Raw genomic sequence first — 25,023 nt, forward strand, 5'->3', positions numbered from 1 at the left:
CGCCACCGTCGTGGTGCGGATCCTGGCCTTCGCCGAGCGCCGCGGCCCCTTCGCCACGGCGCGCCTGCTCTATGAGCGCCTGGACGGCGGGGGCGACGACACGACCCTTGCGGAGGGCGACAGCGGCGACTAAATCCGGTCGCTGTCGTCCCTGCCGCCGGTATGCGGCGCTGCGGCGGACAGATTTCCCCGAGCGGTTGCCAGACGGGCGGAGAGTTCCGCGGCGCCCGGTGAGAACGCCCTTGAAACCTGCGCGCGTCGGAGGTTTATGAGGTTGTTTAGAAGCATTGGAAGGGCCGGCCCATGACCTATGTGGTCACCGAGAACTGCATCAAGTGCAAGTACATGGACTGCGTCGAGGTCTGCCCGGTCGACTGTTTCTACGAAGGCGAGAACATGCTCGTCATCCATCCCGACGAATGCATCGATTGCGGCGTTTGCGAGCCGGAATGTCCCGCCGAAGCCATCATTCCGGACACCAATGCCGGCGCGACTGCGGCGTGGCTCGAGCTCAACCGCAAATATGCTCAGGTCTGGCCGAACATCACGCGCAAGAGGGAGCCGCCGGCCGACGCCAAGGAGATGGATGGCGTGACTGGCAAGCTCGAGAAATATTTCAGCGAGGCTCCGGGCGAAGGCGACTGAGCCACCGCTCCTCTCCGCCCGCCTCCCCTTCCCGCGTTCAGGCCGCGCGTGCCTTCTCCGCAAAGACCTCGATTTCAGCGCTGAGGCGCTCGGCCTGCCCGGAAATGTCGAGGGCGGCCGAGACCATCTGACGCGAGGCGGCGTCCGTCGCCCCCGCCGCCTCGGTCACGCCGACGATGTTCTGCAGCACTTCTTCGGTTCCGGCCGCCGCGGCCTGAATGTTGCGCGCGATCTCCTCCGTCGCCGCGCTCTGCTGCTCGATCGCCGCCGCGATTGCGGCCGTCACCTTGTCGATGTCCGCGATCGTGTGGCCAATGTTCTGGATCGCGCCTGCCGCCTCGCCGGTCGCGGCCTGAATGGCGGCAACCTGAGCCGTGATTTCCTCGGTTGCCTTTGCCGTCTGTCCCGCGAGTTCCTTCACTTCGTTCGCGACGACGGCAAAGCCCTTTCCCGCCTCGCCCGCTCGCGCGGCCTCTATGGTCGCGTTGAGCGCGAGGAGATTGGTCTGGCTCGCAATATCATTGATGAGATGAACGATCCTGGTCACCGTCTCCGCCGCGTCGACGAGGCTCTTGACCTTCATGTTCGTGCCTTCCGCCTCGGCGACCGCTACCGCCGCGATGCCGGAAGACTGCTCGACCTGACGGCCGATCTCCGCGATGGAAGCCGAAAGCTCCTCGGCGGCGGAGGCGACCCGCTGAACATTCTCGGAGGCCGAGCGCGTGGCATTGGCCGCCGCACCGGCTCGCATGTCCGAATCCGTCGCCGTCTGCGCCAGCGCTTCAGCGCTTGCCCGCATTTCCGTCATCGCATCGGCAACGCTGCGCGCGACGCCGCCGACGCTCACTTTGGCGAAGGTGGAGAACTCATGCGTGTTCGTCTCCATCATTTCAACGGCGCCATTGATGACGCGCGCCGCATTCTGGAACGAGGCCGGTAGCCCGCGCAGGAGGACCTTGCGGAAGAACTTCTTCTCGCTCGCATAATGCATCGAGCCCTGCGCCTCGCGGACAAAGGCGTCCGCCACATCGAGAAGTCCGTTGATACCGTTCTGGATGCGGCCGACGATGCCCCGGTCCGGCTCTTCGAGAATGCGGGCTTCGAGATCGCCGCGCGCCGCGGCCATGCAGACGCTCGCCGCGCGGTCGAGCCTTGCCATGAGATCGCGCAAGAACCAGCCAGCCCCTGCGAGGCACAGAAGCGCGGCGCAGTCGGCCGCGAGGGCCATGGCCTCACCATAAGCTGGAACAGCGGCGGCCGAGACGCCGCTCACGACACAGGCCGCCGCGCCGGCGCCGATCAGGAGGCCGGTCCTCGATGCGGCGGACAGGCGCTCACCGCGCCACGGGTTAGAGAGAAAAGACGAAGCGGTCATAGGCCACACCCTTTTCTGCCAGAATCGAATTCAACCTTTCGCTTGCCTCGCGCATTCCATCCTTGCGGCCACGCGCGCCCTGCTCCATCTCCCGGAGTGACCTGTAGAGCGGTGCGATGGCCGCGATCTGCGCCTCGTCGGGCTTGCGGCGATTGGAGTGATAGCCGACCGCATTGCCGCTTGCGTCGAAGGTCGGCGTCACATGCGCGAAGACCCAGTAGTGGTCGCCATTGCTCGCCATGTTGAGCACATAGGCGAAGATTTCCTTGCCCGCGGCAATCGTGTCCCAGAACAGCTTGAAGACACATCGCGGCATCTCCGGATGCCGGATGATGCTGTGCGGCGCGCCCACAACCTCGTTGAGCGAATAAGCCGAAACGCGGAGAAACACATCGTTCGCGTAAGTGATCCTGCCTTTCAGATCAGTCTTGCTGACGATGATCTCATCTTCACCGAACGGGCTTTCCCGCCCCGACGGCGCAACAGCGATCCTTCCCATCTACAGACCCCCCGATCCTTTCGATGCGTGCAAAATACCTCTTTGCTTTGGAAGAATCCGTAAACGGAGAAATCGAATATCTATGACCTGTGTTATAATTCCGGGCTTTGCCGAGCAACGGCAGATATGCCGGCGCAAGGACTGATGAATTACCTGAGGCGCAAGCAGCATATGGAATTCGAAGCATTCGCCGCCCCTCGCGATATTCCGCACACGTCCGTTCAAGTGTAATTTTTTGTAATACCGATGGACTTGGCTGGCGGCGGCCATCATCATGACCACAGTGCTCTCGCGTTGAGGCACGGCGAATACGGGGCCTTGCTGACGATCATTTTGAGCTATTCGCCTCGAATTTGATGCAGCATCCCTCACCCCCACCAGGGGCTCCGCATTGCGCCCTGCCCTCAAACGAGACTGAAGCGCTCGTATCCTGGATACGGGCGCTTCTTTTTTGCGTGCATTTCTCGAACTGGAAGCGGGCAAAAAAGAAGCGAGGCGGATCTTGTCCGCCTCGCTCCGCATCACATGGCTTCGTTCAGATTTTCAGGGCAGAGCGCCTGTCACCGTGTCCAGCACACCCGTGACGGGGGCGAGCGGGCCCGAGCCGCCGCCGGTGGCGCCGCCGAGCGTCGATGTCACGGTTGCCACCGCGTCCGTCACCGGCGCGAGCGGATCGCCGCCGCTGCCGCCCGGAACGCCCGGCAGGGCGGGAAGTCCCGGCAGTCCGTCCACGGGAAGGCTCGGGATCGTTCCGGCAGGGACGATGTTTCCGATGGCGCCGCTATCGCCGCCGGCGAGCGTGCCGCCGAGAATGCCCGTGGTGCCGACGATCGGCGTCAGCAAATCCTGCCCCGTCAAGTCGCTCACGAGACCGTCGCTCCCGTTGACGCCCAGAGCGGGGATCTGCCCGGTGACCATGTCGAGCGGGAGCGCGCCCGCCACCTGATCCGCCACGGGCTGCAACTGGCTCGACAGCGGCGTGAGCTGATCGGCGGGAACCTGGCCGCCAACGAGCCCGTCGCTTCCACCGCCGAGCACGCCATCCGTTCCCAGAATGGGGTCGGTGAGCGCGGCAAGACCGGTCGCTTCCGTCGCGCCTCCGCTGCCCGTCACGCCGATCTGGGGCACCGAGGCGAGCGGACCCGCATTGCCGCCGCCCGCCGTTCCTGCCCCATCACTTGCGCAAGCGGCAAGAAGCGCCATGGCGCTGGTGGCGAGCAGGGCGTTTCGTACGCGCTTCATTCCTTGCATCTTCTCCTCCCGGATGCGGGGTGAACCTGTGCATGCACGTTACGCCGAGGCTGACGACTTCAGGTGTAGAGGCGTGTGGGCTTAGGTAGGGATTTGTTTCGTCCGCAAACGGATGTCCAGCGGCCCCGGCGGGTCGCGGGCGCGGCCTTGCCGTCATCGAGCGGCATCGGGCTCGCGGCATTTCACGTCCGATCACAAAACAGCACGAATTGCGAAAAACTTGTCTGAGCCAAGTTGATAGAGTCGCCCTCACCAGCCGGGATGCGGTGACGGCCAGCCCGGGCGCATGACGAAGGGGAGAGGACGATGAAGCGAGTTCAAATGATCTTCGGAATCGCGGCAATGGCGCTTTTCATTACGGGACAGGCCGGCGCGACGACAGAGGCCGGCGAGCACTACTTCCTTCAGACAGGCTCCGATCTCGAGCAGGTTTGCGCGAACCCCGCCAACGCCCGGAGCATGACCGCCGCGGAGCGCGAGCGCCTTCTTGTCTGCGGCTCCTACATTCAGGGCTTTCTCGGCCATTACGGCCTTGTGAGAACGAGAATGACGTCTTCGCCCTTCTGCCTTCCGCCGAACGGCGTCAGCGGGGAGCAAGTGCGCCTTCTGTTCCTGGCGCTCCTGCAGCAAAGGCCGCAGATCAGGGACTTGCCGGCCAGCGTCGATCTGACGACGAGCCTCGCATGGGGCTACTCCTGCTCGCGCGCCAATGCGAAGACGAGCCAGAACGAGCCAAGAGCCACGGGCCTGCCGGCACAATGAAATGCGCGTGGCAGACATGTCGCGCGCTTCATCGGCTCAGTTGGTAAAGCCCTGCTCCATGCCGCAGCGGTCGCGCCATTCGGACAGTAGCGCCACCAGCAGATCGCGCAATTCATTGTCGCTCAGGCTCCGAACCGCATCGCCAAGATCGCTCAGGCTCTCATCCAGCGGCGTGAGATGTTCGTCGCATGCCACAGGCTTGTCTCTCATGATCCGTGCCTCCTCTCTCGACGCCGATACTGCCGGTTCGACGCATTCGTTAATCTCAAGATGGGCGAATTCGGAGGGAAGGACTGTGGAAATCTGTAGCAATTGGTGGCAGCGGCCCCGCTGCCCCTTGGCCCGGCCAGCATTCGACGCGAAGATGATCCACGCGCCATCTGGTCATGGGTCAGAATTTTCTTAATGATAGGGGGCGTAGCATGATCTCGACTTCTTTTTTCAGGCCGGCTGCATCTGGACACAGAAACGATGGCACCGGCGCGTTGCGTCAGAGCGTTTCCGTTTACCGCGATCGATCAAGCCAGCACGTCACGAGGGAGGAAGAGGCCATGTTTCCATCCGGCGCATCAATCGACACCAGCGAAGGTCCGATCGAAGGCACCGCCTCGCTCCTGCTCGTGGATGACGACGCCGAGATCCGCAGCGAGTTGCGGGAATATCTGTCCGCACACGGCTTTGCGATTTCAGAAGCGCATGATGCGCGCTCCGCGCTCGCGGCTTGCGGGCAGCGCCGCTTCAGCCTCATCGTGCTCGACCTCTGGCTCGGCAAGGACAATGGCTTCGATCTTCTGCGCGAGATCAGGCAGACCCATTCGACGCCTTGCATCATGGTCACGGCGCATGGCGAAACGACGGACAAGGTGGTCGGGCTCGAGCTTGGCGCCGACGACTACATCGTGAAGCCGGTCAATCTGCGCGAACTTCTCGCGCGCATCCGCGCGCTTCTGCGCCGCTCGGGCGGATCGGGCCCCAATGCGCAGAAGGCAAATGCCCCGAAGGCCGAGGGCGGAGACGGCAATTCCTGGCACTTCGATCCCGTGCGGCGGAACCTCCTGTCGCCGGAAGGCGAGCTGGTCCCCCTCACGACCGCGGAATGCGACCTCCTCATCGAACTGGTGGCCCATGAAGGCCGGCCGCAAACGCGGGAAGATCTCTGCCGCCGCGTCTTCAACCGGCAGTGGCAGCCCTATGATCGCAGCCTCGACAGCATCGTCGTCAAACTGCGCCGCAAGCTCGAGCCCAATCCTGATCATCCGATGGTGATCAAGACGATCCGCGGCAAGGGATATCTCTTTACAGGCTTTCCGTCCGAGACGTGACGGAGCGATCTTCCGCCGCGCGCGGCAGGCAAAGCGATACGAAGCCGCCGCGCGCATGGTTGCCGAGCATCAAGCGGCCGCCGCTTTCACGCACGATCGCATCGCATATGGCAAGCCCGAGCCCCGTGCCCTGCTCCGCCGGCTTCGTGGTGAAGAAGGGTTCGAGCACGCGCTCGACGATCCCGGGCGGGAAGCCGGGCCCGCTATCCTCGACGCGCAATTCGACCATCATGCCGTCATCCGCCTCCATGGCCGTAATGTGGATGATGCGCTCTCCATCACCGTCCCGCCCTTCGGCGCCAACACCCGAAATCGCATCGACCGCATTCTGGACGAGATTGGCCAGAACCTGCTCGATCTGAAGGCGATCCGCATCGACGGAAAGCCCGGGCGCAATATCGAAAATCACTTCGACGCCTGCGCGGTCCGTCGCATGGCGGATCATCGCCACGACGCCCTCAGCCATTTCGAGCAGCTCGACCGGCTCGTTGTCGCCGATGCTCTTTCGGCCGAAGCGGCGCATCCTGTCTATCACATTCGATGCGCGTTCGACCTGCGCGAGAACGCGCGCGATCTTCGCTTCTGCCATGGCGGGCGTGAAATTCGGCAGGTCGAGAAGCGCTTCGAGGTTCTGCGTGGCGAGCGAGATCGTGTTGAGCGGCTGCTTCAGTTCATGCGCGATGCTCGCCGACATCTGGCCGAGTGCCGCCATCTTCGCGGTTTGCGCAAGCTGTGCCTGTTCTTCGCGAAGCAGAAGCGCCTGCCGCAGCAGGAGGCCGAACCGCTCGGCGAAGGCAACCGCGGCCGGGCCGAAATCGCCGCGCGAAGCGCATAGGAAATAGGCGGATTGCGACCTGAGCGGCAGGGCGAGAGCAAGGAAATTCTCGCCCTCCATCCCCAAGCGGTAGCGGATCGCCTCGCCCATCTCCTCCTCGCCGCCATAGAGTTTCAGCGATGTCCCGGCGAGATCGCGCGCCAGGGTTTTCGCAATCGGCGCGTAGGACGCATCGAGCGTCGAACGGAAAGGCGCGAGAGCGCGCAAGCGCCCGTCGAACCCCGCCTCGATGATCATGGCGTCGCTGGCCTTGATTCCTTCCGCAAGCAGCGCCGTCAGCCGGGCAAGCTTCTCGCGCGATGTCGAGCCTGCGAGCAGGAGGCGCAAGCCTTCTAGCATGGCCTCCGCTTCGATCCGCATCTGCTCCTCGCGCGCGCGCGATGCGCGAGCCTGCGTCAGCGCCGTCGCCGCTTCATCCGCAAAGGCAGATGAGGCCCGCATGTGAAGGCAGCTCAGCGTGCCGACGAATGCCGAACCATGGCCGCTCTCCGCTTCTCTTTTCAGGCCCGAGACATGGAACCTCTGCCCCTCGATGGCGGGCACGCCGTCGAACCTCGCGCTCAGGCGAGCGACACGCCCTTCCGCGCACAGGAGATCGAAAAGATTTCTTCCACCCGCGCCCACGACCACGGAATCGAGATTCCTGCCTTCGATCGCGTCGGCGATGTCGCTTCTCCGATTGAAGATGCGGCGACAGCGGATGACGCCGGCGCTCGTCGCCTCCCAGACGATATCGACGCCGAGCTCAAGCCAGGACAAGGCATCCTGATTGCTCTCGGCAAGGCGGCGCTGCCTCAGCTTCTCGAAGCGGCCACGCGCGACGCGGCCAAGCGCGAGGGCGACGAGCTTCACGATGGCGCGCAGCCTCTCGGCCTTTTCGTCCGAAGGCAGCTCGCCCGAAACGAAAAGCCCGGCATGGCTCTCCCAGCCGGCGTTGGAAGCGACCTTCCACAAGAGCCCTGCTCCGCATCCGCCGCTCAGTGGCTCCGCCTCGCCCGGATTTTGCCGCGCGCGCGCGAACCAGGCCGCGAAATTCTCATCCTCCGCAAGAGCGAATGTCTCGCCTCCCGCCTGCCAGGCAATGACGGGGCGCACGCTCGGCTCGATGCTCACCTCGCAAAGCGCGTAGCTCGTTCCCTGGTCGGAAGCGGAAAGGAGGTCGGAGATGCCTGCGAGCGCCTGCCGCAACTCCATGGCATCGTCGATGCCGGAGATACGAAGCGCGATGTCGACGAATGCGCGATCGAGATGCAATGCCCCCTCGCTTTCCCCCTCCATCGCTCGCTCTTGCCCGGCTGACATCGTTTCGACCATCCGTCGCCTCATCCTGCCGGGTCCCGAACGATGACAGTCGTCGAGATGGGCGGCAAATCGCTGAAGTCGGGAACGAAAGGCAGGTTTGAAAATCGCCGGTCGGAATAGGCGATGCTGATCCGGATGACCTTGCCTGCGCCGGTCGTGCCGATATTGGTGATCGATACGGTTGCCCGCGCCGGATCGACGAGCGGCGAATAGGCGTTGAGCGCATAGGTGATCGCGGAGGTCGCAAGCGTCGTCCGTTCCGCATCGGTGATCCCGCCGACCGCGGCGCGCCCGCCCTCGGCCACTGCATAGCTCAGCGCGATGCGGGTTGCGAACTGAAAGCCGAGGGAGACGATGCCGAAGAGGATCATCAGGAAGACGGCGGCGACGACCGCGAATTCGATCGCGGCCGTGCCCCGCCGATCGGCCAGAGCGCGATGCACGGTGCGCGCGAGGATGCCGCGCGCACCGCTCACCGTCCTGTCGCGGTCTCGTGTCATGACGACCCGATCCGGAGCCGCATCAGGGCGATGTCGGCGCGGCCGATGCGAGATCGGTCTTCACCGAGGTGAAGACGCTTTTGAGGCTCGAACCGATCCCTCCAGTCCCGCCAACGATCGCCCAGAGGCCGACGACGATGCCGGCGGCAAGCAGACCGTACTCAACGGCGGAAATGCCGCTCTCATCCGCAAAGAACTGCTTTGCAACGGATTTCAAGTTCGACGTAAACACTGCTCTCCTCCATATGACTATAGGGCCAAGGCCCTTGTGCAGCGACACATCCCCTCTCTTTCAAGTCCTCCCTGAGGCTACTCCCGTTCCGTGTGAGCTATTGTGCTCATTCTTCAGTTTGTGTGAGCGGAGCGAAATCCCTTCGGCGCGCCCCGCCGTCAGGCTCTCTCGTCAGGGTTGAGCCATGCTGCCACCGTTGCGCGGTGCCAGCGGCTTTCCGATCCCGTCGAGATAGTTCGTATAAATCCGCTCCGCTTCGGCGCCGCTCATCGTGGGCGCCTCCCCTTTCGAAGGCGCGGCGGCCGCGAGCTGCGCCTTCATCACCTGCTCTACCTGGGTTGAATCCTGCGGTGGCGGCGGCATGGCGCAAGCCACCAGACAGAAAGCCAGCGGCGGGAAGACGCAAATTCCGATCAGTCGTCTCATCCTCTATCTCCTTCCCTTTGCTGTCATTCGAGCTTCGATTTCTGCCGGGCGCGAACCCAGTCCACTGCGAATTTCTGCACCGCGGCGCGCTCGCGCGGCATTTCTATACTGTCTAGTATCTTCCGGGCTTCATCGTCCTTGCCGACCATGAGCAGCGCGAGCACGAGATTGTTGCGGATCGACGCCGATGAGGGGTCGATTTCCTGTGCCTGGCGCAAATTGAATTCGGCGCGGGACAGCGCGTCCCCGCCGAGGTGAAGCTCCGCGAAGCCGAGATTGTTGAGATAGTCGGCGCTCGACGGGCGGGCGGCGACGGCTTGCGCGAAGTTCTTCTCCGCATCGGACCAGAGGTTCTTCGCCGCTGCCACGCGGCCGAGCCCGTTGAAGCCCGCGGCGGCAAGCTCCGTGTCCGCGAGATCGGAGAATACCATCGCGGCTTCGTCGTAGCGCCCGACGCCAAGCAGCGCTTCTCCGCGCAGTCGCAGGTAGCGCGGGGTTTTCCTTTCCGCCACCGCATACTGATCGAGATATCCGAGCGCGGCGCGGTATCGTCCCTGATCGATCAGCCCTTCGACGATGGCCAGATAAAGCGTGGCCGATGATGTGTCGCCAAGCGGCGCCGCCGCATTGCCCGAGGTGTCGAGCGCATCCATCGCGCCGAGAGTGTGCTTGTCGCACGCTCCAAGGAGAAGCAGCGACAGGGAGCCGGCAATGAGAAGGCTTGTCCGTCTTTTCATTTCGGTTGAACCTTATGCGCCTTGACCGCGACCGAGCGGAGCGTGTCGCCCACATCGACGACCGCCGGACCGAGCAGCACGACGAGCAGAACCGGCACGAAGAAGAAGACCATCACCATGGTCAGATATGTCGCGCGGCGGCCGCCTTCCTCCCGCGCGCGGGAAAGGCGCCGCTCCGCAAGCTCCGTCGAGTAGCGCCGGAGGCTCGGCCCCAGTTCGCCGCCGTGAAACGTCGCCTGTTTGAGGAGGCTTGCGAAATCGACGCCTTCATCGACCGCGAGGCGCTGGCCGAGCCGGTCGAGCGCCGCGTCATAGGGAAGACCTGAATCGACATCCGCTATGTGCTTGACGAGAACGGCCGAAGTCGTCGGCGCCGAGCGGGCCGTCACGCTCGCCACATAGTGCAGGCACTGGTCGATGCTGACGCCGCTGTCGAGCACCATCAGAATGAGGTCGAGAACTGAGGGCAGTTCACGCTGGATGCGCCGCGCGCGCCGCTCGCCCACGACCTTCACGAGGATGAGCGAACAGCGATAGGTGAGATAGCCGAATATGAGCGCGAGCAGGAGGTCGATCCCCTGCCCGCCGCGCCAGATCAGGATCGAGACGAAAGCCGCAAGCGAGATCAGGAGGCGGAGAGCAAGGAAAACATATGGCGCCGCGGGCGAGAAATAGCCCGCCTTCGCAAGTTCGTGCCTGATCTGCCTTGTCGTCGGTGTTTCGCCGGAGAGCTTCCGCCCCGCCCCTTCGAGCCATCCGATCAGCAGATGAAGAATATTGCGGCCGGCATGTTCGCCGCCCATCAGAAGCGCGAGGCGCGTACCCGAGCTGCGCTGCCGGCTGATGCTCGACGCCGAGAGCAGAATGGCCAAGACCCCCGCGCCGACGGACAGCGCCGCCACGATCCAGTTCAGTCCCGGCAAGACAGTCAGCGTCACGGCCACCTCGTCAATAGGTCACGCGAACGATCGAGCGCATGAGCAGGATGCCGATCGCCTCTGAAATCGCGGCATAGATGAGCATCCTGTGGCCCGCCGGTTCGCGGATGAAATATTCCATATATTCCGGGTTCGTCATCATCACGAGCGCGCTTGCGACCAGAGGCAGAAGCCCCAGCGTCCAGGCGCTTGCGCGGATTTGCGATGTGTTCGCGCGCACCTCGCGGTCCACCACGGCGCGCCGATGAATATTCTCGATCAGATTTGCGAGCACGGCCGTCAGGGAGCCGCCGAAGCGGAGGTTCGTCTCGATGGCGGTGCCGAGAAGGCGCACTTCATGCAGATCGAGATCGTCGGCGAGCTGATTGACGCTTTCGGCGACGCCCGCGCCATTGGCGATGCGCCGGACCGTCGGCGAATAGAATTCGACGACGATCGGCGGCGAGGACTCAGTCGCGCGGGCAAGCGCCACGGAAAGGCTGTTCCCGACGATCAGCAGTTGACGCAGCCGGTCGAAAAATCCGGCCGTTGTGGCGGCGAGCGCATCCATTCGCCGCGTAGCCATGTAGTCGACGACGCCGAATGCCACGGCGACGAGCGTGACGGCGATCACGGTTGCCGCGCCCGGACCAATAGCGACGGCAAGAACGAGCCAGACGAACGAAAGCCCGAGAAGCGCCGATGATGCGCGCGCGCCATTGACGGCGATGCCCGCCTGGAACAGGCGGCGTGCGAGCCAGCGCGGGAGAAGCCTGTCGATGTCGCGCAGACGGGCGGCGAGAGCGGGACTTGCCGCTGGCAGCTCGCGCGCTCCCGCAAGCTCGGACAGGCGCTGCCTCGTTGCGGCCGCCCTTGTTCCGCGCCGCCAGCCCGCGACGGCGAGAATACCGCCCGCGAGACAGAGAACAGCCGCCATTGCCGTAACGATCTGCAACATGTCCATGCTTCCGGTCCGGCTAGACAATTCGCCGGCTCTGGAACCCCTCCTTCTTTTCTCCCGCCGCAAAAATCTCGCGCATCGAATAGGTCGCGCCTTCCATGCCCGTCACCTCGCAGATCGCGGCGATGCGGCGGACGCCGCCGGTCTGGCGCTGGACATGCACGACGATATCGATCGCGCCGCAGATGAAACGGCGCACCGCCTGAAGGTCTGCCGAGAAGCCATGAAGGCCGATCAGCATTTCAAGCCGCTCCAGCGCATCGCGCGGGCCGTTGGCGTGGATCGTCGCCATGGACCCATCATGTCCGGTGCCCATTGCCTGCAGCATCTCGATCGCCTCGCTCGAGCGCACCTCGCCGAGGATGATCCTGTCCGGCCGCATCCGCAGGACGTTGCGCAGCAGGTCCCGCGAACTCACCTCGCTCGCGCCGTCGAGCGAGGCTGGCCGCGTTTCCAGCCTGACGACATGGGATTGCTGCAACTGAAGCTCCGCCGCATCCTCGATGGTGACGAGGCGCTCCTTCGGGCCGATATAGGAACTCAGCACATTAAGTAGCGTGGTCTTGCCGGAGCCGGTCCCGCCGCAGATGAGAATGTTGCGCTTGCCGCGGACTGCATCCGACAGAAAGGCCAGCATCTCCTGCGTCAGCGCCTGCCCGCGCACGAGGTCCTCACCCGTCAATGGCGTGCGCTTGAACTTGCGGATGGAAACGATGGGTCCGTCGAGCGCCACGGGCGGGATGATGACATTGACGCGCGATCCGTCCGGCAGGCGACCGTCCACATAGGGCGTGCCTTCATCGACACGGCGGCCTATGGGGCTGACAATGCGCTGGATGACGTTCATCAGATGCGTCGTGTCGCGGAAGCGCGTCGAAACGGGCTCCAGCTCGCCCCGGCGCTCGACATAGATGTTGTTGGGACCGTTGACGATGACGTCATCGATTTCCGGATCGTTCAAAAGCGGCTCGAGCGGGCCGAAGCCGACGATCTCGTTCTGCACGTCCTCGATGAGCTGGGCGCGCTCCTTCAGATTGAGGGCGATGCCGCGCGACATCAGGACGATGGAGATCGCTCTCGCGATTTCGTCCTGAAGCACGGCGCGCGGAATGGCCTCGCCCTGAACGCCCTGCTGCTCCAGATATTCGAGAGTCAGATCGAAGACGCGAAACTTGATCTGCTGATAGCGATCCGAGACGCCGATGGCCGAAGCGGCGCTCAGCGAGACGCGATCATAAGGCTCGAGCGGCTTGCTCATGGCAGGATCCCCATGAGCTTGCGCGCCCAGGCGCGCATCGGCGCATCCTGCGCCCGTCGGGCGGCATCGGGCATCAGGCCGAGCTCGGCAAGACCCCTGGCGAGTTCATCGGCATATTCCGACGGCCCCGAAAGGCTCAGCGGCACGCCGCGATTAACGCTTTCGGCGAGCGCCGCCCATCTTGCTGGAAGCCGCATGGCGTGGGTGGCGCCGAGCGCATCGCAGATTTCCGAGAATGAAGGCGTGAGGGTTTGCGCCATCTCATGCACCGCAAGACGGGGCTCCAGTGCCGCGGGCCGCAATGCGTTCACCCTGCGCAGAAGCTCGCCCGTCGCCTTGATGGATGTGAGACGCTGATTGCAGGAAAGGAAGATCGCCGCGCTCGCCGCCGGCAGCCCGATCAGATCCTCATTGCGGGAAAAGGGCCCGCAATTCACGATCGTCACCTCATAGAGCGATTGCAGAATTTCGAGCAGGGCCCGCAAGTCCTGCATGTCGACGGCCCAGCCATCGTCGTCGCCGTAGAGCGACAGGGGCAGAACATAAAGGCCGGAGCGCGGACAGCGCGCAAGCGCGCCATCGAGAAGCGCGCGGTCGAGCCGCGCCATCTCCCGCACAGCGTCGTTCACGCGGAACTGGAGGTCGATGCCGAGCGCAATCCCGGCATCGCACGCAGGCAGGGAGAGGTCGACGAGGATCACGCCGTCGGCGGGGCGGGAGGCGGCAAGCGTGCAGCCGATATTGACGCCGAGGTCGCGACATTCATCGCTCGGCGCGGCGCTCAATATCGACACCATGCGGCCGCGCTCGGCCTTCGCGCCGCCAGCGTGCGATGTCAGCTGCCGCAGCAGGACGAGCTTGAACTCGCGGTCGTTGGCATCCCTGTCGATGAAATCCTGCGCGCCCGCGCGCATGGCCGTGAGGATGAGCTGCGCGCCCATTTCATTGCCGACAACGATGACCGGTGTCTCCGGGTCGAACCACTGCCGGATGGCGTGGAGCCGTTCGTAAGTTGTCTGCGCGCCTGTGCGCGCCTCGCTGTCGACGATAACGGCCTCCGGGCCGAACTGTTTTGCCGTATCGGGAATATTGTCGAGGATGGGGTCTGCGCGCAGTACCGTTGCAATCGAATCGAGCGCGCGCTTCACCCTGTCGCCAAGCGCATGGTCGCTGGAAATGAGAAGCAACCGGTGCATCGTCCTACCTCATCAATCCGTACTGCACGATATGGTCGTCGAGCTGGGATGTGTTGAGCAGCATCCCGCCGAAGCTCTTGTCATATTTCGGCAGGCCCTCGCCCGGCAGTTTCGGAACGCCTCCGGCGGCCATGGGCGAGACGAGATGCGGCGTCGCGATGACGATCAGCTCCTGCCGCTGGCGGCTGTTGTTCGTCGTCTTGAAGAAATTGCCGATGATCGGCAGGTCGCCGATGCCGGGCACCTTGTCCTCGAGATTGGACGAGCTACTGTACATGAGGCCCGCCAGCACGAAGCTCTGTCCGTTGCCGAGTTCCACCGTGGTCCTCGTCGATCTCGTCCTGATCGCCGGAATATTGAACCCCTGAATGGAGATGCCGTTTGCCGGATCGAGTTCGCTGACCTCCGGGCTCACCTTCAGCACGATGCGGTCATTATCGAGCACGGTGGCCTCGACGCCGAGCTGAACGCCGAACTTCTTGTACTGGATGGTGATCGCACCGTTCGTTGCCCCGGATTGCGGAACGGGTATGGGAATTTCGCCGCCGGCCAGAAAGTCGGCCTGCTCGCCGCTGCGCACGAGCAGCGTCGGCTCGGCAAGCATCTGGGCGAGATTGGCTTCGCTCAAAGCGCTTACGACGCCAAGAAAATTGTTCGAGCCCGGCCAGGACAGGAGAAGATTGAAGGCTTCGGCGACCGGAAGCGTCGGATTGAGGTTCAGGCCCGAGCCGTTCGTATAGGTGGGCGCGGCCGAGTTCGGCGTTGTCGAGGCGAATTCGAAATTGCCGCCGAGTGTCCTGAAGTTGAGGCCGAGGGCCTTCAGCGTGTTCACCTGCACGGCGGCGAAGCGGATCTCCACCGCCACCATGCGCTGATCCGCGATCTCGACCATGTTGTTCACATTCTTGCCGACATAGCCGAGCGCGAGTTCGCCGAGCCGTGCGCGATCCGCAAGGCTATAGACCTTGCCCTTCAGCGCCGTCGTCTTGCCTGTGTTCGAAACGGCGACCTCGGCGAAGGAGGGATCGGCGGCGAGAGCCGCCTCGAGCCCGCCAAGATCGGCTCCGACGACGCATCGGTAGGAGACGCTGCGGCTGCTCCCCGCGAACCAGACAGTGAGATCGGACGAACCGGAATTCTGCCCCAGCAAGCGCAACTCGCGCGAATTCACCACCTTCACGTCCACGACTTTCGGATCGCTGATCGCGATGCGGTCGACGGCCCGATCGAGCTTCAGGATCTTCTGTCCGCCGAGCGGAACCTGCATGGCCGCCGATTGCGCGGCCAGCGCGGCGCCGGCTCCGGCGCAAAGGCTCAGCAGCAGGGCAATTCCCGCGATGACGGAAAGCGACCTGCGCCACGAATTTTCTACATACCGCATTTCAACTTCCATGGTTCGGCCGCATGAAAAGCGGCTTCTCAACGGTCCGTCGTGACGCTTGTGGTGGTCGCGCCTGAATAGATCGTGATCCGGTGTCCCGGCGACGCTGCGCCCTCCCTCTTCACCGTCGAAGCGGCAGCGGAGCGAACTTCAGGCGACGTCGAATCGAGATCGGACAGGCCGACCAGATCCTGCGGCGCGACCTCGCTGTCGGATGGATTGCGGATGGCGAGAGCGATCCTGCCGAGCCGGTCGGCAAGCACCAGGCGCGCCACGGCATTGGGCGTAACCGCGAGCGTGACCGTGCGCACGCCGTTGAGCGCGTCCGGCCCGCTCGTCACGAGCCTCTCGCCGACGGCAAGCACGGCGATGTTCTGCAGGAGAAGCGCGCTCTTGCTCTGATCGCCTCCGCTATGCGCCGGATCGGCGCTCTGCGCACGCAGCGCACCGGGTAGCGTCACAAAAACATCGACGCGATCATTGACGCGCAGAAAGCCGCCGGCGATCTGATCCTCGCTCACACGAACCGAAAAGGCGCGCTCGCCGGCCGCAACGAGGGCGGCAACGCCGGCCGCAACCCTTTCCTCGCTCAGCGCGCCTGCGATGACGATCTGGCCGGGGAGAATGTCGCTCGTCGCGACGCGACCGACGACCGACGGCGTATCGGTGAAACTGCCCGGCGGCGCGGGCGCCGCCACTTCGCGAAGCTCGAGATCGTCGGGCCTGACGGCGCTTCCGCGCCGGATTTCCTGTTTTGCAAAGAGTATGGATGCGGTTGAAATCTGTTCCGGCGAGGCATGAGCGGGGGCAGTCGCTTCCCGGCTGTTTGCATACCGTGTGCTGACATTTATCCAGACGAGCGCGATGGCGACCAGAATGAGCGCCATCCCCAGAAAGAGAAGTGTCAGTGGGTTCCTTTGAATCCTCTGAACAAATCTCATCGTCTCACCCCCTCATCGCTCTATGGACGGGCATCCTCCGCCAGGATCACTCCACTCAATGGCATCAGGGCACAAGAACTGACGGTTTCACTTTTTCACCATCAGACACAACATTGCCTACGAATTGATTAGCGACCAAGAAAATATCCGCATTGGAACGCATGTCGGCCCAGAGTGGAAACACATTTGAAACATTGACCATCACGAATGCAACGCCCACGAACCATTCGGCCGATGGTTATTGCAATTTTATGGAAATAAGTTTTAAAATACTCCGCCTCCGGATAGCGCAGCAGACTGATGACTTGACCACAATATAATTATGGGTTTGCGAATTCGATTCATGTTTTGTCGCTTTTTAAAGCGGCGAGTATGCGTGCCGAATGCTCCGGGCGACGACCAGCCATCCGCCTACGCACAAATGAGACAGTGTCGACGCGGTTCGACACTTCTCGACAAGGGCCGCACACTGCGTCCCGTGTTATCCAGATTAAAGACAGGATTCGTCTTTTTCCCCGCCCCTTCACCTGTACGCTTTTTCCACCACTGCCCGCCCTGTGCGGAGCAGCCATGCGCGCAGATCGTTCAACGGAGGGAGCATGTCGATCCGAAAAAAATTCATCGCCGTCGCATCGGGCTGCGTTCTGGCGGCGCAGCCGGCGCTCTCCGCGCCCTCTCCACTCAATGCGCCGTCACCGGACAGCGTTCTGGCGCCGCCGCTGCCTTCGCCTGAACTGCCGCGCCGCGAAGCGCCGAGACTACACGAAAATCTCGGTCTTCCGGATGGCGCCGGTCGGGTGCTGAATTTCCGCATTTCGCAGGTGCGGATCATGGGCGCAACGGCCATCGACAGGGCCGTCATCGCCCGCGAATTCGACGGCCTCCTCGACAAGCCGATCAAGGCAAACGATCTGCGCGCCGCCCTCGACCGCGTCAACAAGCTCTATGACGATGCGGGCTATGCGCTCGGGCGCGCCTTCGTGCCGCCTCAGGTCATGCAGGGCGGAACGCTCATCATCCGCGTCGTCGAAGGCTATATCGGCCGGATCGCCATCGAAACGGACAGCGAGGCGGTGCGCGCGAGCATCGAGAGCTTCAGCAAGCGCATCAGTGCGGAAAGGCCGCTCAGAAAGGCGACGCTCGAACGCTATCTCCTGCTCATCAGCGACATACCCGGGGTCAAGGTCGGCGGACAGCTCACCGGAATGAACATCTATACCGGCGAAGCGACCATGGCGCTCAAGACCGAGCATGACCTTTTCACGCTCGACACCACACTCGACAACCGGGTCAATCTCGGCAGCACGCCTTTCCAGACCTACCTCACAGGCGCCGTGAACAACGCGCTCGGCGATGGCGAGCAGCTTTCCATGACGGTGCTCGCCACCCCGCAGATCAGCACGAACCAGTTTTTCCGTCTCGCCTATTCGACCTTCATCGGCTCCGACGGCATGCGGGCGACGGTCGGCGCATCCTATGTGAAGTCGCGGGCCGAAAACCTTCCCTCGACATTCGATCTCGACGGCATCAGCAGCAGCATCGACGCGGCGATCAGCTACCACTTCATCCGTTCGATCGGGCAGAACCTCGTCGGCACAGCCGGCATCTATGCGACACAGGCCCATAACGATCTCAACGGCGTGCGCTTTTCGGAAGACGCCATACGCGCCGCCTATGCGGATGCGAGCTATTCGGCGCGGATCGGAACGCGTGCATTCTTCGGCACGCGCCTGCGGATCACGCAAGGCTTCGGCATATTCAATGGCGGGCCGGAGAACCGTGCGCATTCCCGCCTCGGAGCGGAGCCCCGCTTCTTCAAGGCAAATGCCAGCGCCAGCCTGTCCTATGCGCTGACCGAGAAGCTCGCCGTCACCGGCAACGTGGAAGGCCAGTACAGTCCGGACTCGCTTTACGCCTCGGAGGAAATCGCCTTTGGCGGCGCGCGTTTCGCACGTGGCTATGACACTTCGGAAGTCTCGGGCGACAGCGGCTATGGAAGCTCGATCCAGATTCAGTACCGGCTCGACAGCGAAATGCTCGGCGGCTGGACGATCACGCCCTACACATTCGTCGATCATTCGCATGTCTATAACAAGCCCGTGGATCAGCAGGGCAATGCGCAGCTCGTTTCCACCGGCATCGGCACGACTTTCTCGAACCGGAAATGGCTCGCCATCGGCGTCGAACTCGATAAGCCGCTCAATCGCGATGTGGCCTCTCGCGGCCACCGGGACCCGCGCCTCTATTTTTCGGTCGAAGTCCGGCTCTGACGGAAAAGCGATCGCACTCCGCCGACAAGGAAAAGCCCGAACCGAGGTTCGGGCTTTTCAATCTTCAAATGCCGAAGCGAGAGCAGATGGGCGAAGCGCCGCCCGCGCCTTCACGGACTTCCGAGAAGTCCGCCCAGCGCAGAGCCAATGCCGGGAAGGCCGCTCACCGCGTCCGTGACCGGGCTCAGGGCGCCAGTCACGGGGCCAGTCACCGGGTTCAGCGCGCCTGTCAGCGCACCCGTTCCCGGCAGCGTGGATGGGGAAAGCCCGCCGCCCGCCGGAAGGCCCGGCAGCGCAGGCAGCGCTCCGCCAATCGGGCTCGGCGCATTTCCCGCCAGCACATCGAGCCCCTGCACGGCGCCGCTGCCCAAGGGCGCGAGCGGCGGCTCTCCTGCCGGCATCTGCGAGCCGATAGCGCCGGACGATCCGCCGGCCAGCACTGTCGGCGCGGCACCTTGCGTTCCGACGAGATTGCCGAGGAGGTCGGTGCCGAGCAGGGAGGCGACGACACCGTCCGTTCCCGTCACGCCGAGTTGCGGGATTTGCGAGAGCCCGTCGGCGAGCGTCGATACGGGCATTGCCTGCGCCACCGGCGCCAGCAGCGGATCGGCGACATGGCTTCCGAGCACGGCGCCCAGAAGGCCGTCATTGCCGCCCGCGACACCGGCCGGGATCAGGCCCTGACCTCCGAGCAAGGCGCCGCCGAGATCGGCGCCAGTGAGATCGGCGAGGAGCCCGTCCGAGCCCGCCACGCCGAGGCCGCCATTGAGCACCACAGCATTCGGATCGCCAGCCGCCGCAGCGGCGAGCTCCGGCACGAGCCCGCGGTTCGTCGCATCGGGCGAGGTACCGAGGATCTGCGAGATGGCATTGTCGCCGCCGAGCAGGCCATCCACCGCGCCGCCGATGGGATCGCTGCCGATGACATTGGCGAGAACGCCGCCGCTGCCCACCACGCCGAGGCCGCCGTCCAGCGCGCCGCCATCACCAAGAAACGAGCCCGGCAGGCCCGGCGAGCCAGGCTCTCCCGGCGCACCCTGCGCACCCGGCGTGCCCGGCGCTCCCGCAGTGCCGCCGCCGACTTCCGAGGAATATGAGATCTTGTCTGTCGCGCATGCCGCAAGCATCAGACATGCCGACGAAATCATGAGCGCCTTCCTGAACGCTGCCATCCCCAACACGAACACCTCCACTGACGGACGGATTGAAGAGCGACTGCCGGAGCGCTCGGCCCCGGCCCTCATTCCTTGTAGTCCAACGGTGATGTGCTCTGTGTGCTGATCTGTGCAGATATGTCAGGATGCTCACACACGGGTCCCGATCCGGGAATGGCGTTAACGCCAAAGTAAAGCGGCCGGGTCTTCACTCTTCTGCAACTTCGTCCGATCATGCGCCGCATGAAGGAGGTGCTCGCCTTGATACCGGCCAGCCACGCATCGCCAGGATCACAACTCCGCCTCCGTGCCGCGCGGCGCGGCGGGCGCGGCTTCGGGTCTTGCGAAGCGGGCATCGTGTCGGTCATTGCCGCCGGCGTGCTGGTCCTCGTCATCGCCATCGCTGCGGTCGTTGTCGATGCAGGCTCGATGCTTCTCGCGCGGCGGACGCTACAGGCAGCGACCGATGCGGCGGCGCTCGCCGCCGCGCAGAACCTCGAGAACGCGCAACCCGCCGCCACCGATGCGCTCGCGCAGAACGGCTTCGATGCAGGGAATCTCGGATTGGCGGAGCTCGGCCGCTATGACAGCTCACAAGCGGCGGGCCAGCGCTTCACCCCTACGAACGACCCCGCGATGATCAACGCCGTGCGCGTCTCGACGCAGGCGACGGCGCGCATGTATTTCTCCCGCGCGCTTGGCCTCTCGAACTTCGCCAACATCACAGCGAGAGCGACGGCCACGATCTCACCGACCGTTGCCTTCGGCGCGGGCACGCAGCTTGCCAATCTCGATGCCGGGGCCATCAATTCGATCCTCGGCAGCCTTCTTGGCAGCTCCGTCTCGCTTTCGCTCGCCGACTATCAGGCGCTCGCCCGGGCGCAGGTCGATGCGCTGTCCTTTCTCGACGCGCTGGCGACGAAGGTCGGGCTCGGCACGGGATCGAGCTATGGCGACCTCCTGAACGCAAATGCCAGCATCGGACAGGTTCTCGATGCGGCGGCAGAAGCTTTGCAAAGCGGGTCTGACGGGTCATCGGATACGAGCGTTGCGCTGTCCGGCATCAACATGATCGCGGGCCGCGTGCCATCCGGCACGAGCATGAGAATCGGCGACGTCGTCGATGCGGGCTATTTCTCGGACAAGGCCATCGGTCAGGGCAGCAGCACCGCGCGGCTTTCCATGCTCGACATCATCGAGGGCTCGATCGGCTCGGCGAGCACTGGCAAGACCATCGGTCTCGGGCTCGGCATTCCCAATGTGACGAGCGCGAAGCTCGCCATCGGTACGCCGATGAGATTCACGATCGGCGAGGCAGGCACGACGATCCACACCGCTCAGATAAGGATCGCCATCGTACTGAACGCCACGATCGCCATTCCGCTCGTATTGCCCGCGACGGGCATTTCCGTGCCCATTTACATCGAAGGGGCGGAAGGCACGGCGATCGCCAGCGCCATACCCTGCCAGCCGAACGATCTTGCCCACATCACAAGCACCGCCGGCGCGGCGACAGCCCGCTTCGCGACCGTCAGCAATCAGGCGCTTGTCGATTTTTCCTCGCCGCCCGCTCCCGGCGCGGCGCAGGTTTCGCTCGCGGGCTTCAGCCTCATCACCATCTCGGGCAGCACGACCGCCGCCGGCGCCGGCCCGACCGAACTGAAATTCGCCAGCATCGGCGAGACGCAAAGGGTCAGCGGCACCGATCCCGGCGCCTCGCTTCTGACGGATCTCAGAAGCTCGCTGAGCGTCACCCCGTCCATCCCTCTCGTCACACCGCTCATCAACACGACGGTTTCGACGCTGGTTCAAACGCTCGGCACCGTTCTTCTGCCCACCTTGCAGGCGCTGGGCGTGCGGCTGGGAAACATGGACGTAACCCTCTCCGGCGTTAAATGCACGCCAATGCTCGTCGAGTAGGCGTATGGAGAGCGCAGCTTTCACATCCGTTCACACGGTTGCCCGGACGCCCCGGAGCGCAGGGAGTTACGAGACATGAACGCAGATATTCAGCTTCGCCGCGCGCTTGTCTATGACGACGATGAAGCCTTCGCGGAAGAATGCGCCGAGGCGCTGGCGCGCCGCGGATATGAGGTCGCGACGCGGAACGGCAACGGCCGCTTCGCCGCGCTTCTTGCCTCCGTCGAGCCGCAGCTTCTTCTCCTCGATCTTCACATGCCCGATTTCGACGGCTTCGAGGCGTTGCGTGTGATCCGCGATTACAAGGGGAAGGACGCTCTCACCGTCATCATCGTCTCGGCGGCGGAACCTTCCCTGCTCTCGATGGCCGAGACGCTCGCGCAGCCCTACGGAATCAGGCTTGGCGGCGTTCTCGGCAAACCGGTCACGCTCGCCGCGCTGGAGAAGGCGCTCGCCAGCGCCGGCGACGACAAATCAGCACAAATCTGAAGGCCGCGCGCCCGTGACCATTTACGAACTCTTAATCACTCCCGGCGCCTCATGATGGCAGGTATGGAAACTCTCAGAGGAGCCGTCCGGATTATGCAGGCCAATGTCCTCGTTGCCGATGACGATCCAGCGCAGCTCGCGGAAATGAGCGAGTTCCTCGAACATGCGGGCTTCTCCGTCATAAGGGCGCATGACGGCCACCACGCCGTCGAGATGATCGCCCGGCATCGCCCCCGCATCATGATGCTCGACGTCAACATGCCCGGATGGGATGGCGTTCGCGTTGCGGATGCCGCGCGCAACCTCGATCATCGCGCCGTCATCATCCTCATGACCGGCGACACCGACGCGCTGAAATATGCGATCAGCACCGATTGCGGCGCCGTCATGGCCTTTCCCAAACCCGTCGAGCTGCCGAAGTTGATGAGCTTCCTCAAATCGACCTTTGGCGAGATCGAGCCGGAAGCCGCAATCAACCTCTGATGAGGGGCGTCGCCTGAATCTGCTCCGGCGGCGATGCCGGACGTCCGAGAGACAGATCCAGAAGCTGCGAGCGGATGCGCTCCGACATGGCGGGCATTTTGGCGCGCAGCTCGTCGAGCCTGAGCAGCATGCTCTTGGCCGTCAGGTAGCTCACGCCGAGCTTGCGGCTCACCTGCGATATGCTGGGGCGCTGGCGACGAACCTCCTGAATGTGAAGCAGCACGACCCAGGATGTCAGCGATACGCGGGTGCCGTGGAGCGGCGTTCCCGATGTCACGCTGTACTGGCAGCGTCGGCACGCCTTGCAGGTCCACAATCCCGGCCGCGTCGTGAGGCGGCAGGCGGCGCCAAGCGTCTTGCAATTCAGGCATTCGGGCCCGTGCGGCCAGCGCGCGACTTCCAGAAGGGCGCGGCTCAGCTCTTCCGATTCGAGCACCTCGCCGAGAGAAGGAAACTGCACGACGCGGCCGAACGCTCTGCTGGCGATCGTCAGCGATGCGGGAAGGGTTGTGATTTCATCCGACATGAGCCGCCGTTCCGTCATTCGATGACTGTTCCAAGCCTCGGGAGACACCACGCAGATCGACCGGCGATCGGGCCATGACATTCCCGTCAGATGCGGAGAGTTGCCGGTTCCGACCGAAGCGGGACCAGGCGGGTTCGGAAAGACGGCGTCGAGCCATAAGACGGAGCTTGGGGGGCATTCGCTCGGATCTCCGCCGTCTTCCCGATCGGGTCTCGCCGCCGGTCGAGACCGGCAACTCAAGCGCTTACCCGGTTTTGAGCGGGTACGATGCGAGTCTGCTGCCGGGGGCGGGCGAGGTCATTGGGAATTGCGTCGAGTTATGTGAGCGCCTGCATCGAGGCTCCGCGGCTCTCATCCCGATTGCGCGACGAAGGCGCATGCGCGTCCGGCATCTCCGCCATCGGCCCCGCCCCGAGGCGCGCGGTCCTGAATTTCTGTGGCGAGCATCCGTTCCAGCGCCGGAAGGCGCGGCGGAAATTCGCCGTGTCCTCGAAGCCGAGAAGCGTGCCGATTTCCGCCACGCTCAGTTCCGTTTCCCGGAGGCATGATTTCGCCAGCCCGTTGCGCACGTCGTCGCGTATGAGCTGGAAGGATTCGCCCTCGCCCAGAAGCCTCCTGCGAAGAGTGCGGCTGCTGATATTGAGCGCTCTGGCAACCTCATATTCATTGAGAAGGTGGCCGCGCTCGCCAGCCAGTATGCGCCGGACCTCGAGCGCGCAGCTCTCCGCCTGCCCACGCTTGCGCAGCAGCTCTCCGCACTGGCGGACATACATATCGGCGATCGCATTGCCGGCGGCGGCAAGCGGCCTGTCCACCGCCTCGCGTGGGCCGATCAGCCGGTTGGCCGGTCTGTCGAAGGCGATGGGTAGCCTCAGATAACGCCGGTATATCTCCTCCGGCATTTGCGGCCTGAAGGCGAATTCGAGCCGGCAGCCCTCGAGATCGGCGCCGACAAGCTCCTCGAGCGCGGTTACGGTCGCCGCGAAAAAGGCTTCCGGCAGAAAGGCCGGCGCGCCGGGCACCTCCACCGATGGCGTCAGCGTGAGCGCCACGCCTTCCTGATCGAAGGCGAAGCGGATGCTCTTCCGCGCCGTGCCCACGGGACTGTGGCGAACCAGAAACTCGGCGGCCTGACGAAGCGTCCTGCAACTCATCAGCGCATGGCCGAGCACGCCGTGGGAGCCGAGATGAAGCGAACTGCCGAAGCGAAGGCCGAGCGAAGGATCGCCGGTGAGCGCCACGGCCCTGCCGCAGAGCTGGTAGAACTCTTCCTCTTCGAGCGGCCTGGCGGCGCCAGCCAGAAGGGAGGGGTCATGCCCCGCTTCGCGCAAGATCCTCGCGAATGCAAAAACATATGCGGCCTGGACCTTCATCTCCTGCCCATATCCGCTCTCGTCTTTGGCCACATCGGACCTCACCCAACCGGACCATAGTTCCGAAACAGCGCAGCGGCAACCGCGGCGCAGGGCCTGTGTGAGCAAACGAAAAAAGATTGCGATGCGCACGCCAGGGAAGCGAAAACAATACGCTCCGTATACGTTGCTTTGGATTTTTGTCGCGCACATTGTAAGAAATTGTCGGGCACTTCGAGTTTGATGGCCGGTCCGCATCGGACCCCCGCTTTGGCCGGACCGGACCTCA

General features: G+C 63.9%; 25 protein-coding genes. 7 read left to right on the forward strand and 18 right to left on the reverse strand.

The annotated features are described in order from the left end of the window. Nucleotides 1–303 precede the first annotated feature (303 nt). Nucleotides 304–645, forward strand: a complete 342-nt coding sequence (gene fdxA / locus WBG82_RS11725; protein WP_424424705.1) for a ferredoxin FdxA — start codon at nucleotides 304–306, stop codon at nucleotides 643–645. 37 nt (nucleotides 646–682) lie between these two features. On the opposite strand, the gene WBG82_RS11730 is transcribed toward fdxA, so the two are convergent. The 3 genes from WBG82_RS11730 to WBG82_RS11740 all read right to left on the reverse strand — a co-directional run bounded on the left by WBG82_RS11730 (nucleotide 683) and on the right by WBG82_RS11740 (nucleotide 3,761). After that, on the reverse strand, nucleotides 683–2,020 hold the full coding sequence (locus WBG82_RS11730) for a methyl-accepting chemotaxis protein (RefSeq protein ID WP_424424706.1): 1,338 nt from the start codon (nucleotides 2,018–2,020) through the stop codon (nucleotides 683–685). Beyond that, on the reverse strand, nucleotides 1,995–2,519 hold the full coding sequence (locus WBG82_RS11735; protein WP_424424707.1) for a PAS domain-containing protein: 525 nt from the start codon (nucleotides 2,517–2,519) through the stop codon (nucleotides 1,995–1,997). Before WBG82_RS11735 ends, WBG82_RS11730 begins: the two co-directional genes overlap by 26 nt. Before the next feature lie 543 nt (nucleotides 2,520–3,062). Continuing rightward, the gene (locus WBG82_RS11740) at nucleotides 3,063–3,761 is read right to left on the reverse strand and encodes a hypothetical protein (protein WP_424424708.1); all 699 of its coding nucleotides are present in this window, start codon (nucleotides 3,759–3,761) and stop codon (nucleotides 3,063–3,065) included. A 315-nt stretch (nucleotides 3,762–4,076) separates the two neighbouring features. Between WBG82_RS11740 and WBG82_RS11745 the strand changes: the two genes are divergently transcribed. Further along, nucleotides 4,077–4,532: a Rap1a/Tai family immunity protein gene (locus tag WBG82_RS11745; protein ID WP_424424709.1), complete on the forward strand. Its 456-nt coding sequence runs from the start codon at nucleotides 4,077–4,079 to the stop codon at nucleotides 4,530–4,532. 36 nt (nucleotides 4,533–4,568) lie between these two features. On the opposite strand, the gene WBG82_RS11750 is transcribed toward WBG82_RS11745, so the two are convergent. After that, a complete protein-coding gene (locus WBG82_RS11750) occupies nucleotides 4,569–4,742 on the reverse strand; it encodes a hypothetical protein (protein WP_424424710.1) in 174 nt (57 codons plus the stop codon). 341 nt (nucleotides 4,743–5,083) lie between these two features. Between WBG82_RS11750 and WBG82_RS11755 the strand changes: the two genes are divergently transcribed. Continuing rightward, nucleotides 5,084–5,854, forward strand: a complete 771-nt coding sequence (locus tag WBG82_RS11755) for a response regulator transcription factor (RefSeq protein WP_424424711.1) — start codon at nucleotides 5,084–5,086, stop codon at nucleotides 5,852–5,854. Here WBG82_RS11755 and WBG82_RS11760 read toward each other — a convergent pair. The 11 genes from WBG82_RS11760 to cpaB all read right to left on the reverse strand — a co-directional run bounded on the left by WBG82_RS11760 (nucleotide 5,829) and on the right by cpaB (nucleotide 16,540). Beyond that, complete coding sequence (locus tag WBG82_RS11760; RefSeq protein WP_424424712.1) at nucleotides 5,829–7,967, reverse strand: sensor histidine kinase; 2,139 nt, start codon at nucleotides 7,965–7,967, stop codon at nucleotides 5,829–5,831. The two genes, WBG82_RS11755 and WBG82_RS11760, sit on opposite strands and share 26 nt — an antisense overlap. Nucleotides 7,968–8,011: 44 nt before the next feature. Next, the gene (locus tag WBG82_RS11765; RefSeq protein ID WP_424424713.1) at nucleotides 8,012–8,491 is read right to left on the reverse strand and encodes a TadE/TadG family type IV pilus assembly protein; all 480 of its coding nucleotides are present in this window, start codon (nucleotides 8,489–8,491) and stop codon (nucleotides 8,012–8,014) included. 22 nt (nucleotides 8,492–8,513) lie between these two features. Then, nucleotides 8,514–8,723 carry a Flp family type IVb pilin gene (locus tag WBG82_RS11770; protein WP_424424714.1) on the reverse strand — a complete coding sequence of 70 codons (210 nt, stop codon included), beginning with the start codon at nucleotides 8,721–8,723 and terminating at the stop codon, nucleotides 8,514–8,516. A gap of 171 nt (nucleotides 8,724–8,894) precedes the next feature. Next, complete coding sequence (locus WBG82_RS11775) at nucleotides 8,895–9,149, reverse strand: hypothetical protein (protein ID WP_424424715.1); 255 nt, start codon at nucleotides 9,147–9,149, stop codon at nucleotides 8,895–8,897. 23 nt (nucleotides 9,150–9,172) lie between these two features. Next, entirely contained in the window at nucleotides 9,173–9,886 is a 714-nt protein-coding gene (locus tag WBG82_RS11780) for a tetratricopeptide repeat protein (RefSeq protein WP_424424716.1), read from the reverse strand. After that, a complete protein-coding gene (locus tag WBG82_RS11785) occupies nucleotides 9,883–10,824 on the reverse strand; it encodes a type II secretion system F family protein (RefSeq protein WP_424424717.1) in 942 nt (313 codons plus the stop codon). Before WBG82_RS11785 ends, WBG82_RS11780 begins: the two co-directional genes overlap by 4 nt. A gap of 10 nt (nucleotides 10,825–10,834) precedes the next feature. Beyond that, a complete protein-coding gene (locus WBG82_RS11790; protein WP_424424718.1) occupies nucleotides 10,835–11,761 on the reverse strand; it encodes a type II secretion system F family protein in 927 nt (308 codons plus the stop codon). 19 nt (nucleotides 11,762–11,780) lie between these two features. Then, nucleotides 11,781–13,022, reverse strand: coding sequence for a CpaF family protein (locus WBG82_RS11795; RefSeq protein ID WP_424424719.1), 1,242 nt, complete (start codon nucleotides 13,020–13,022; stop codon nucleotides 11,781–11,783). Next, nucleotides 13,019–14,218: an AAA family ATPase gene (locus WBG82_RS11800; RefSeq protein WP_424424720.1), complete on the reverse strand. Its 1,200-nt coding sequence runs from the start codon at nucleotides 14,216–14,218 to the stop codon at nucleotides 13,019–13,021. Before WBG82_RS11800 ends, WBG82_RS11795 begins: the two co-directional genes overlap by 4 nt. Nucleotides 14,219–14,222: 4 nt before the next feature. Continuing rightward, the gene (locus WBG82_RS11805; RefSeq protein WP_424424721.1) at nucleotides 14,223–15,599 is read right to left on the reverse strand and encodes a type II and III secretion system protein family protein; all 1,377 of its coding nucleotides are present in this window, start codon (nucleotides 15,597–15,599) and stop codon (nucleotides 14,223–14,225) included. Nucleotides 15,600–15,637: 38 nt separating this feature from the next. After that, nucleotides 15,638–16,540, reverse strand: coding sequence for a Flp pilus assembly protein CpaB (cpaB, locus tag WBG82_RS11810; RefSeq protein ID WP_424424722.1), 903 nt, complete (start codon nucleotides 16,538–16,540; stop codon nucleotides 15,638–15,640). Nucleotides 16,541–17,139: 599 nt separating this feature from the next. Between cpaB and WBG82_RS11815 the strand changes: the two genes are divergently transcribed. Further along, complete coding sequence (locus WBG82_RS11815) at nucleotides 17,140–18,810, forward strand: ShlB/FhaC/HecB family hemolysin secretion/activation protein (protein ID WP_424424723.1); 1,671 nt, start codon at nucleotides 17,140–17,142, stop codon at nucleotides 18,808–18,810. Between the two features lie 110 nt (nucleotides 18,811–18,920). Here the strand turns inward: WBG82_RS11815 and WBG82_RS11820 are convergent, their stop codons facing one another. Continuing rightward, entirely contained in the window at nucleotides 18,921–19,958 is a 1,038-nt protein-coding gene (locus WBG82_RS11820) for a hypothetical protein (RefSeq protein ID WP_424424724.1), read from the reverse strand. A 363-nt stretch (nucleotides 19,959–20,321) separates the two neighbouring features. Here WBG82_RS11820 and WBG82_RS11825 point away from each other — a divergent pair, with 363 nt between their 5' ends. From WBG82_RS11825 to WBG82_RS11835, 3 genes are all read left to right on the forward strand, one after another. Next, the gene (locus tag WBG82_RS11825; RefSeq protein ID WP_424424725.1) at nucleotides 20,322–21,884 is read left to right on the forward strand and encodes a TadG family pilus assembly protein; all 1,563 of its coding nucleotides are present in this window, start codon (nucleotides 20,322–20,324) and stop codon (nucleotides 21,882–21,884) included. 75 nt (nucleotides 21,885–21,959) lie between these two features. Then, nucleotides 21,960–22,373: a response regulator gene (locus WBG82_RS11830; protein ID WP_424424726.1), complete on the forward strand. Its 414-nt coding sequence runs from the start codon at nucleotides 21,960–21,962 to the stop codon at nucleotides 22,371–22,373. 93 nt (nucleotides 22,374–22,466) lie between these two features. Continuing rightward, nucleotides 22,467–22,856 (forward strand): response regulator, encoded by a 390-nt coding sequence (locus tag WBG82_RS11835; RefSeq protein WP_424424727.1) that lies wholly within the window; start codon nucleotides 22,467–22,469, stop codon nucleotides 22,854–22,856. On the opposite strand, the gene WBG82_RS11840 is transcribed toward WBG82_RS11835, so the two are convergent. Continuing rightward, complete coding sequence (locus WBG82_RS11840; RefSeq protein ID WP_424424728.1) at nucleotides 22,846–23,382, reverse strand: transposase; 537 nt, start codon at nucleotides 23,380–23,382, stop codon at nucleotides 22,846–22,848. The two genes, WBG82_RS11835 and WBG82_RS11840, sit on opposite strands and share 11 nt — an antisense overlap. Before the next feature lie 317 nt (nucleotides 23,383–23,699). Then, on the reverse strand, nucleotides 23,700–24,788 hold the full coding sequence (locus WBG82_RS11845; RefSeq protein ID WP_424424729.1) for an AraC family transcriptional regulator: 1,089 nt from the start codon (nucleotides 24,786–24,788) through the stop codon (nucleotides 23,700–23,702). Between the last annotated feature and the right edge of the window lie 235 nt (nucleotides 24,789–25,023).

The organism is Parvibaculum sp. (genome assembly GCF_049671045.1).
GTDB lineage: Bacteria > Pseudomonadota > Alphaproteobacteria > Parvibaculales > Parvibaculaceae > Parvibaculum.

Excerpts from the sequence above, each read along its gene's own strand:
- fdxA (WP_424424705.1), top strand. The coding sequence starts at position 304 with ATGACCTATGTGGTCACCGAGAACTGCATCAAGTGCAAGTACATGGAC.
- WBG82_RS11730 (WP_424424706.1), bottom strand. The coding sequence starts at position 2,020 with ATGACCGCTTCGTCTTTTCTCTCTAACCCGTGGCGCGGTGAGCGCCTG.
- WBG82_RS11735 (WP_424424707.1), bottom strand. The coding sequence starts at position 2,519 with ATGGGAAGGATCGCTGTTGCGCCGTCGGGGCGGGAAAGCCCGTTCGGT.
- WBG82_RS11740 (WP_424424708.1), bottom strand. The coding sequence starts at position 3,761 with ATGAAGCGCGTACGAAACGCCCTGCTCGCCACCAGCGCCATGGCGCTT.
- WBG82_RS11745 (WP_424424709.1), top strand. The coding sequence starts at position 4,077 with ATGAAGCGAGTTCAAATGATCTTCGGAATCGCGGCAATGGCGCTTTTC.
- WBG82_RS11750 (WP_424424710.1), bottom strand. The coding sequence starts at position 4,742 with ATGAGAGACAAGCCTGTGGCATGCGACGAACATCTCACGCCGCTGGAT.
- WBG82_RS11755 (WP_424424711.1), top strand. The coding sequence starts at position 5,084 with ATGTTTCCATCCGGCGCATCAATCGACACCAGCGAAGGTCCGATCGAA.
- WBG82_RS11760 (WP_424424712.1), bottom strand. The coding sequence starts at position 7,967 with ATGGAGGGGGAAAGCGAGGGGGCATTGCATCTCGATCGCGCATTCGTC.
- WBG82_RS11765 (WP_424424713.1), bottom strand. The coding sequence starts at position 8,491 with ATGACACGAGACCGCGACAGGACGGTGAGCGGTGCGCGCGGCATCCTC.
- WBG82_RS11775 (WP_424424715.1), bottom strand. The coding sequence starts at position 9,149 with ATGAGACGACTGATCGGAATTTGCGTCTTCCCGCCGCTGGCTTTCTGT.
- WBG82_RS11780 (WP_424424716.1), bottom strand. The coding sequence starts at position 9,886 with ATGAAAAGACGGACAAGCCTTCTCATTGCCGGCTCCCTGTCGCTGCTT.
- WBG82_RS11790 (WP_424424718.1), bottom strand. The coding sequence starts at position 11,761 with ATGTTGCAGATCGTTACGGCAATGGCGGCTGTTCTCTGTCTCGCGGGC.
- WBG82_RS11795 (WP_424424719.1), bottom strand. The coding sequence starts at position 13,022 with ATGAGCAAGCCGCTCGAGCCTTATGATCGCGTCTCGCTGAGCGCCGCT.
- WBG82_RS11800 (WP_424424720.1), bottom strand. The coding sequence starts at position 14,218 with ATGCACCGGTTGCTTCTCATTTCCAGCGACCATGCGCTTGGCGACAGG.
- WBG82_RS11805 (WP_424424721.1), bottom strand. The coding sequence starts at position 15,599 with ATGCGGTATGTAGAAAATTCGTGGCGCAGGTCGCTTTCCGTCATCGCG.
- cpaB (WP_424424722.1), bottom strand. The coding sequence starts at position 16,540 with ATGAGATTTGTTCAGAGGATTCAAAGGAACCCACTGACACTTCTCTTT.
- WBG82_RS11815 (WP_424424723.1), top strand. The coding sequence starts at position 17,140 with ATGTCGATCCGAAAAAAATTCATCGCCGTCGCATCGGGCTGCGTTCTG.
- WBG82_RS11820 (WP_424424724.1), bottom strand. The coding sequence starts at position 19,958 with ATGATTTCGTCGGCATGTCTGATGCTTGCGGCATGCGCGACAGACAAG.
- WBG82_RS11830 (WP_424424726.1), top strand. The coding sequence starts at position 21,960 with ATGAACGCAGATATTCAGCTTCGCCGCGCGCTTGTCTATGACGACGAT.
- WBG82_RS11835 (WP_424424727.1), top strand. The coding sequence starts at position 22,467 with ATGCAGGCCAATGTCCTCGTTGCCGATGACGATCCAGCGCAGCTCGCG.
- WBG82_RS11840 (WP_424424728.1), bottom strand. The coding sequence starts at position 23,382 with ATGTCGGATGAAATCACAACCCTTCCCGCATCGCTGACGATCGCCAGC.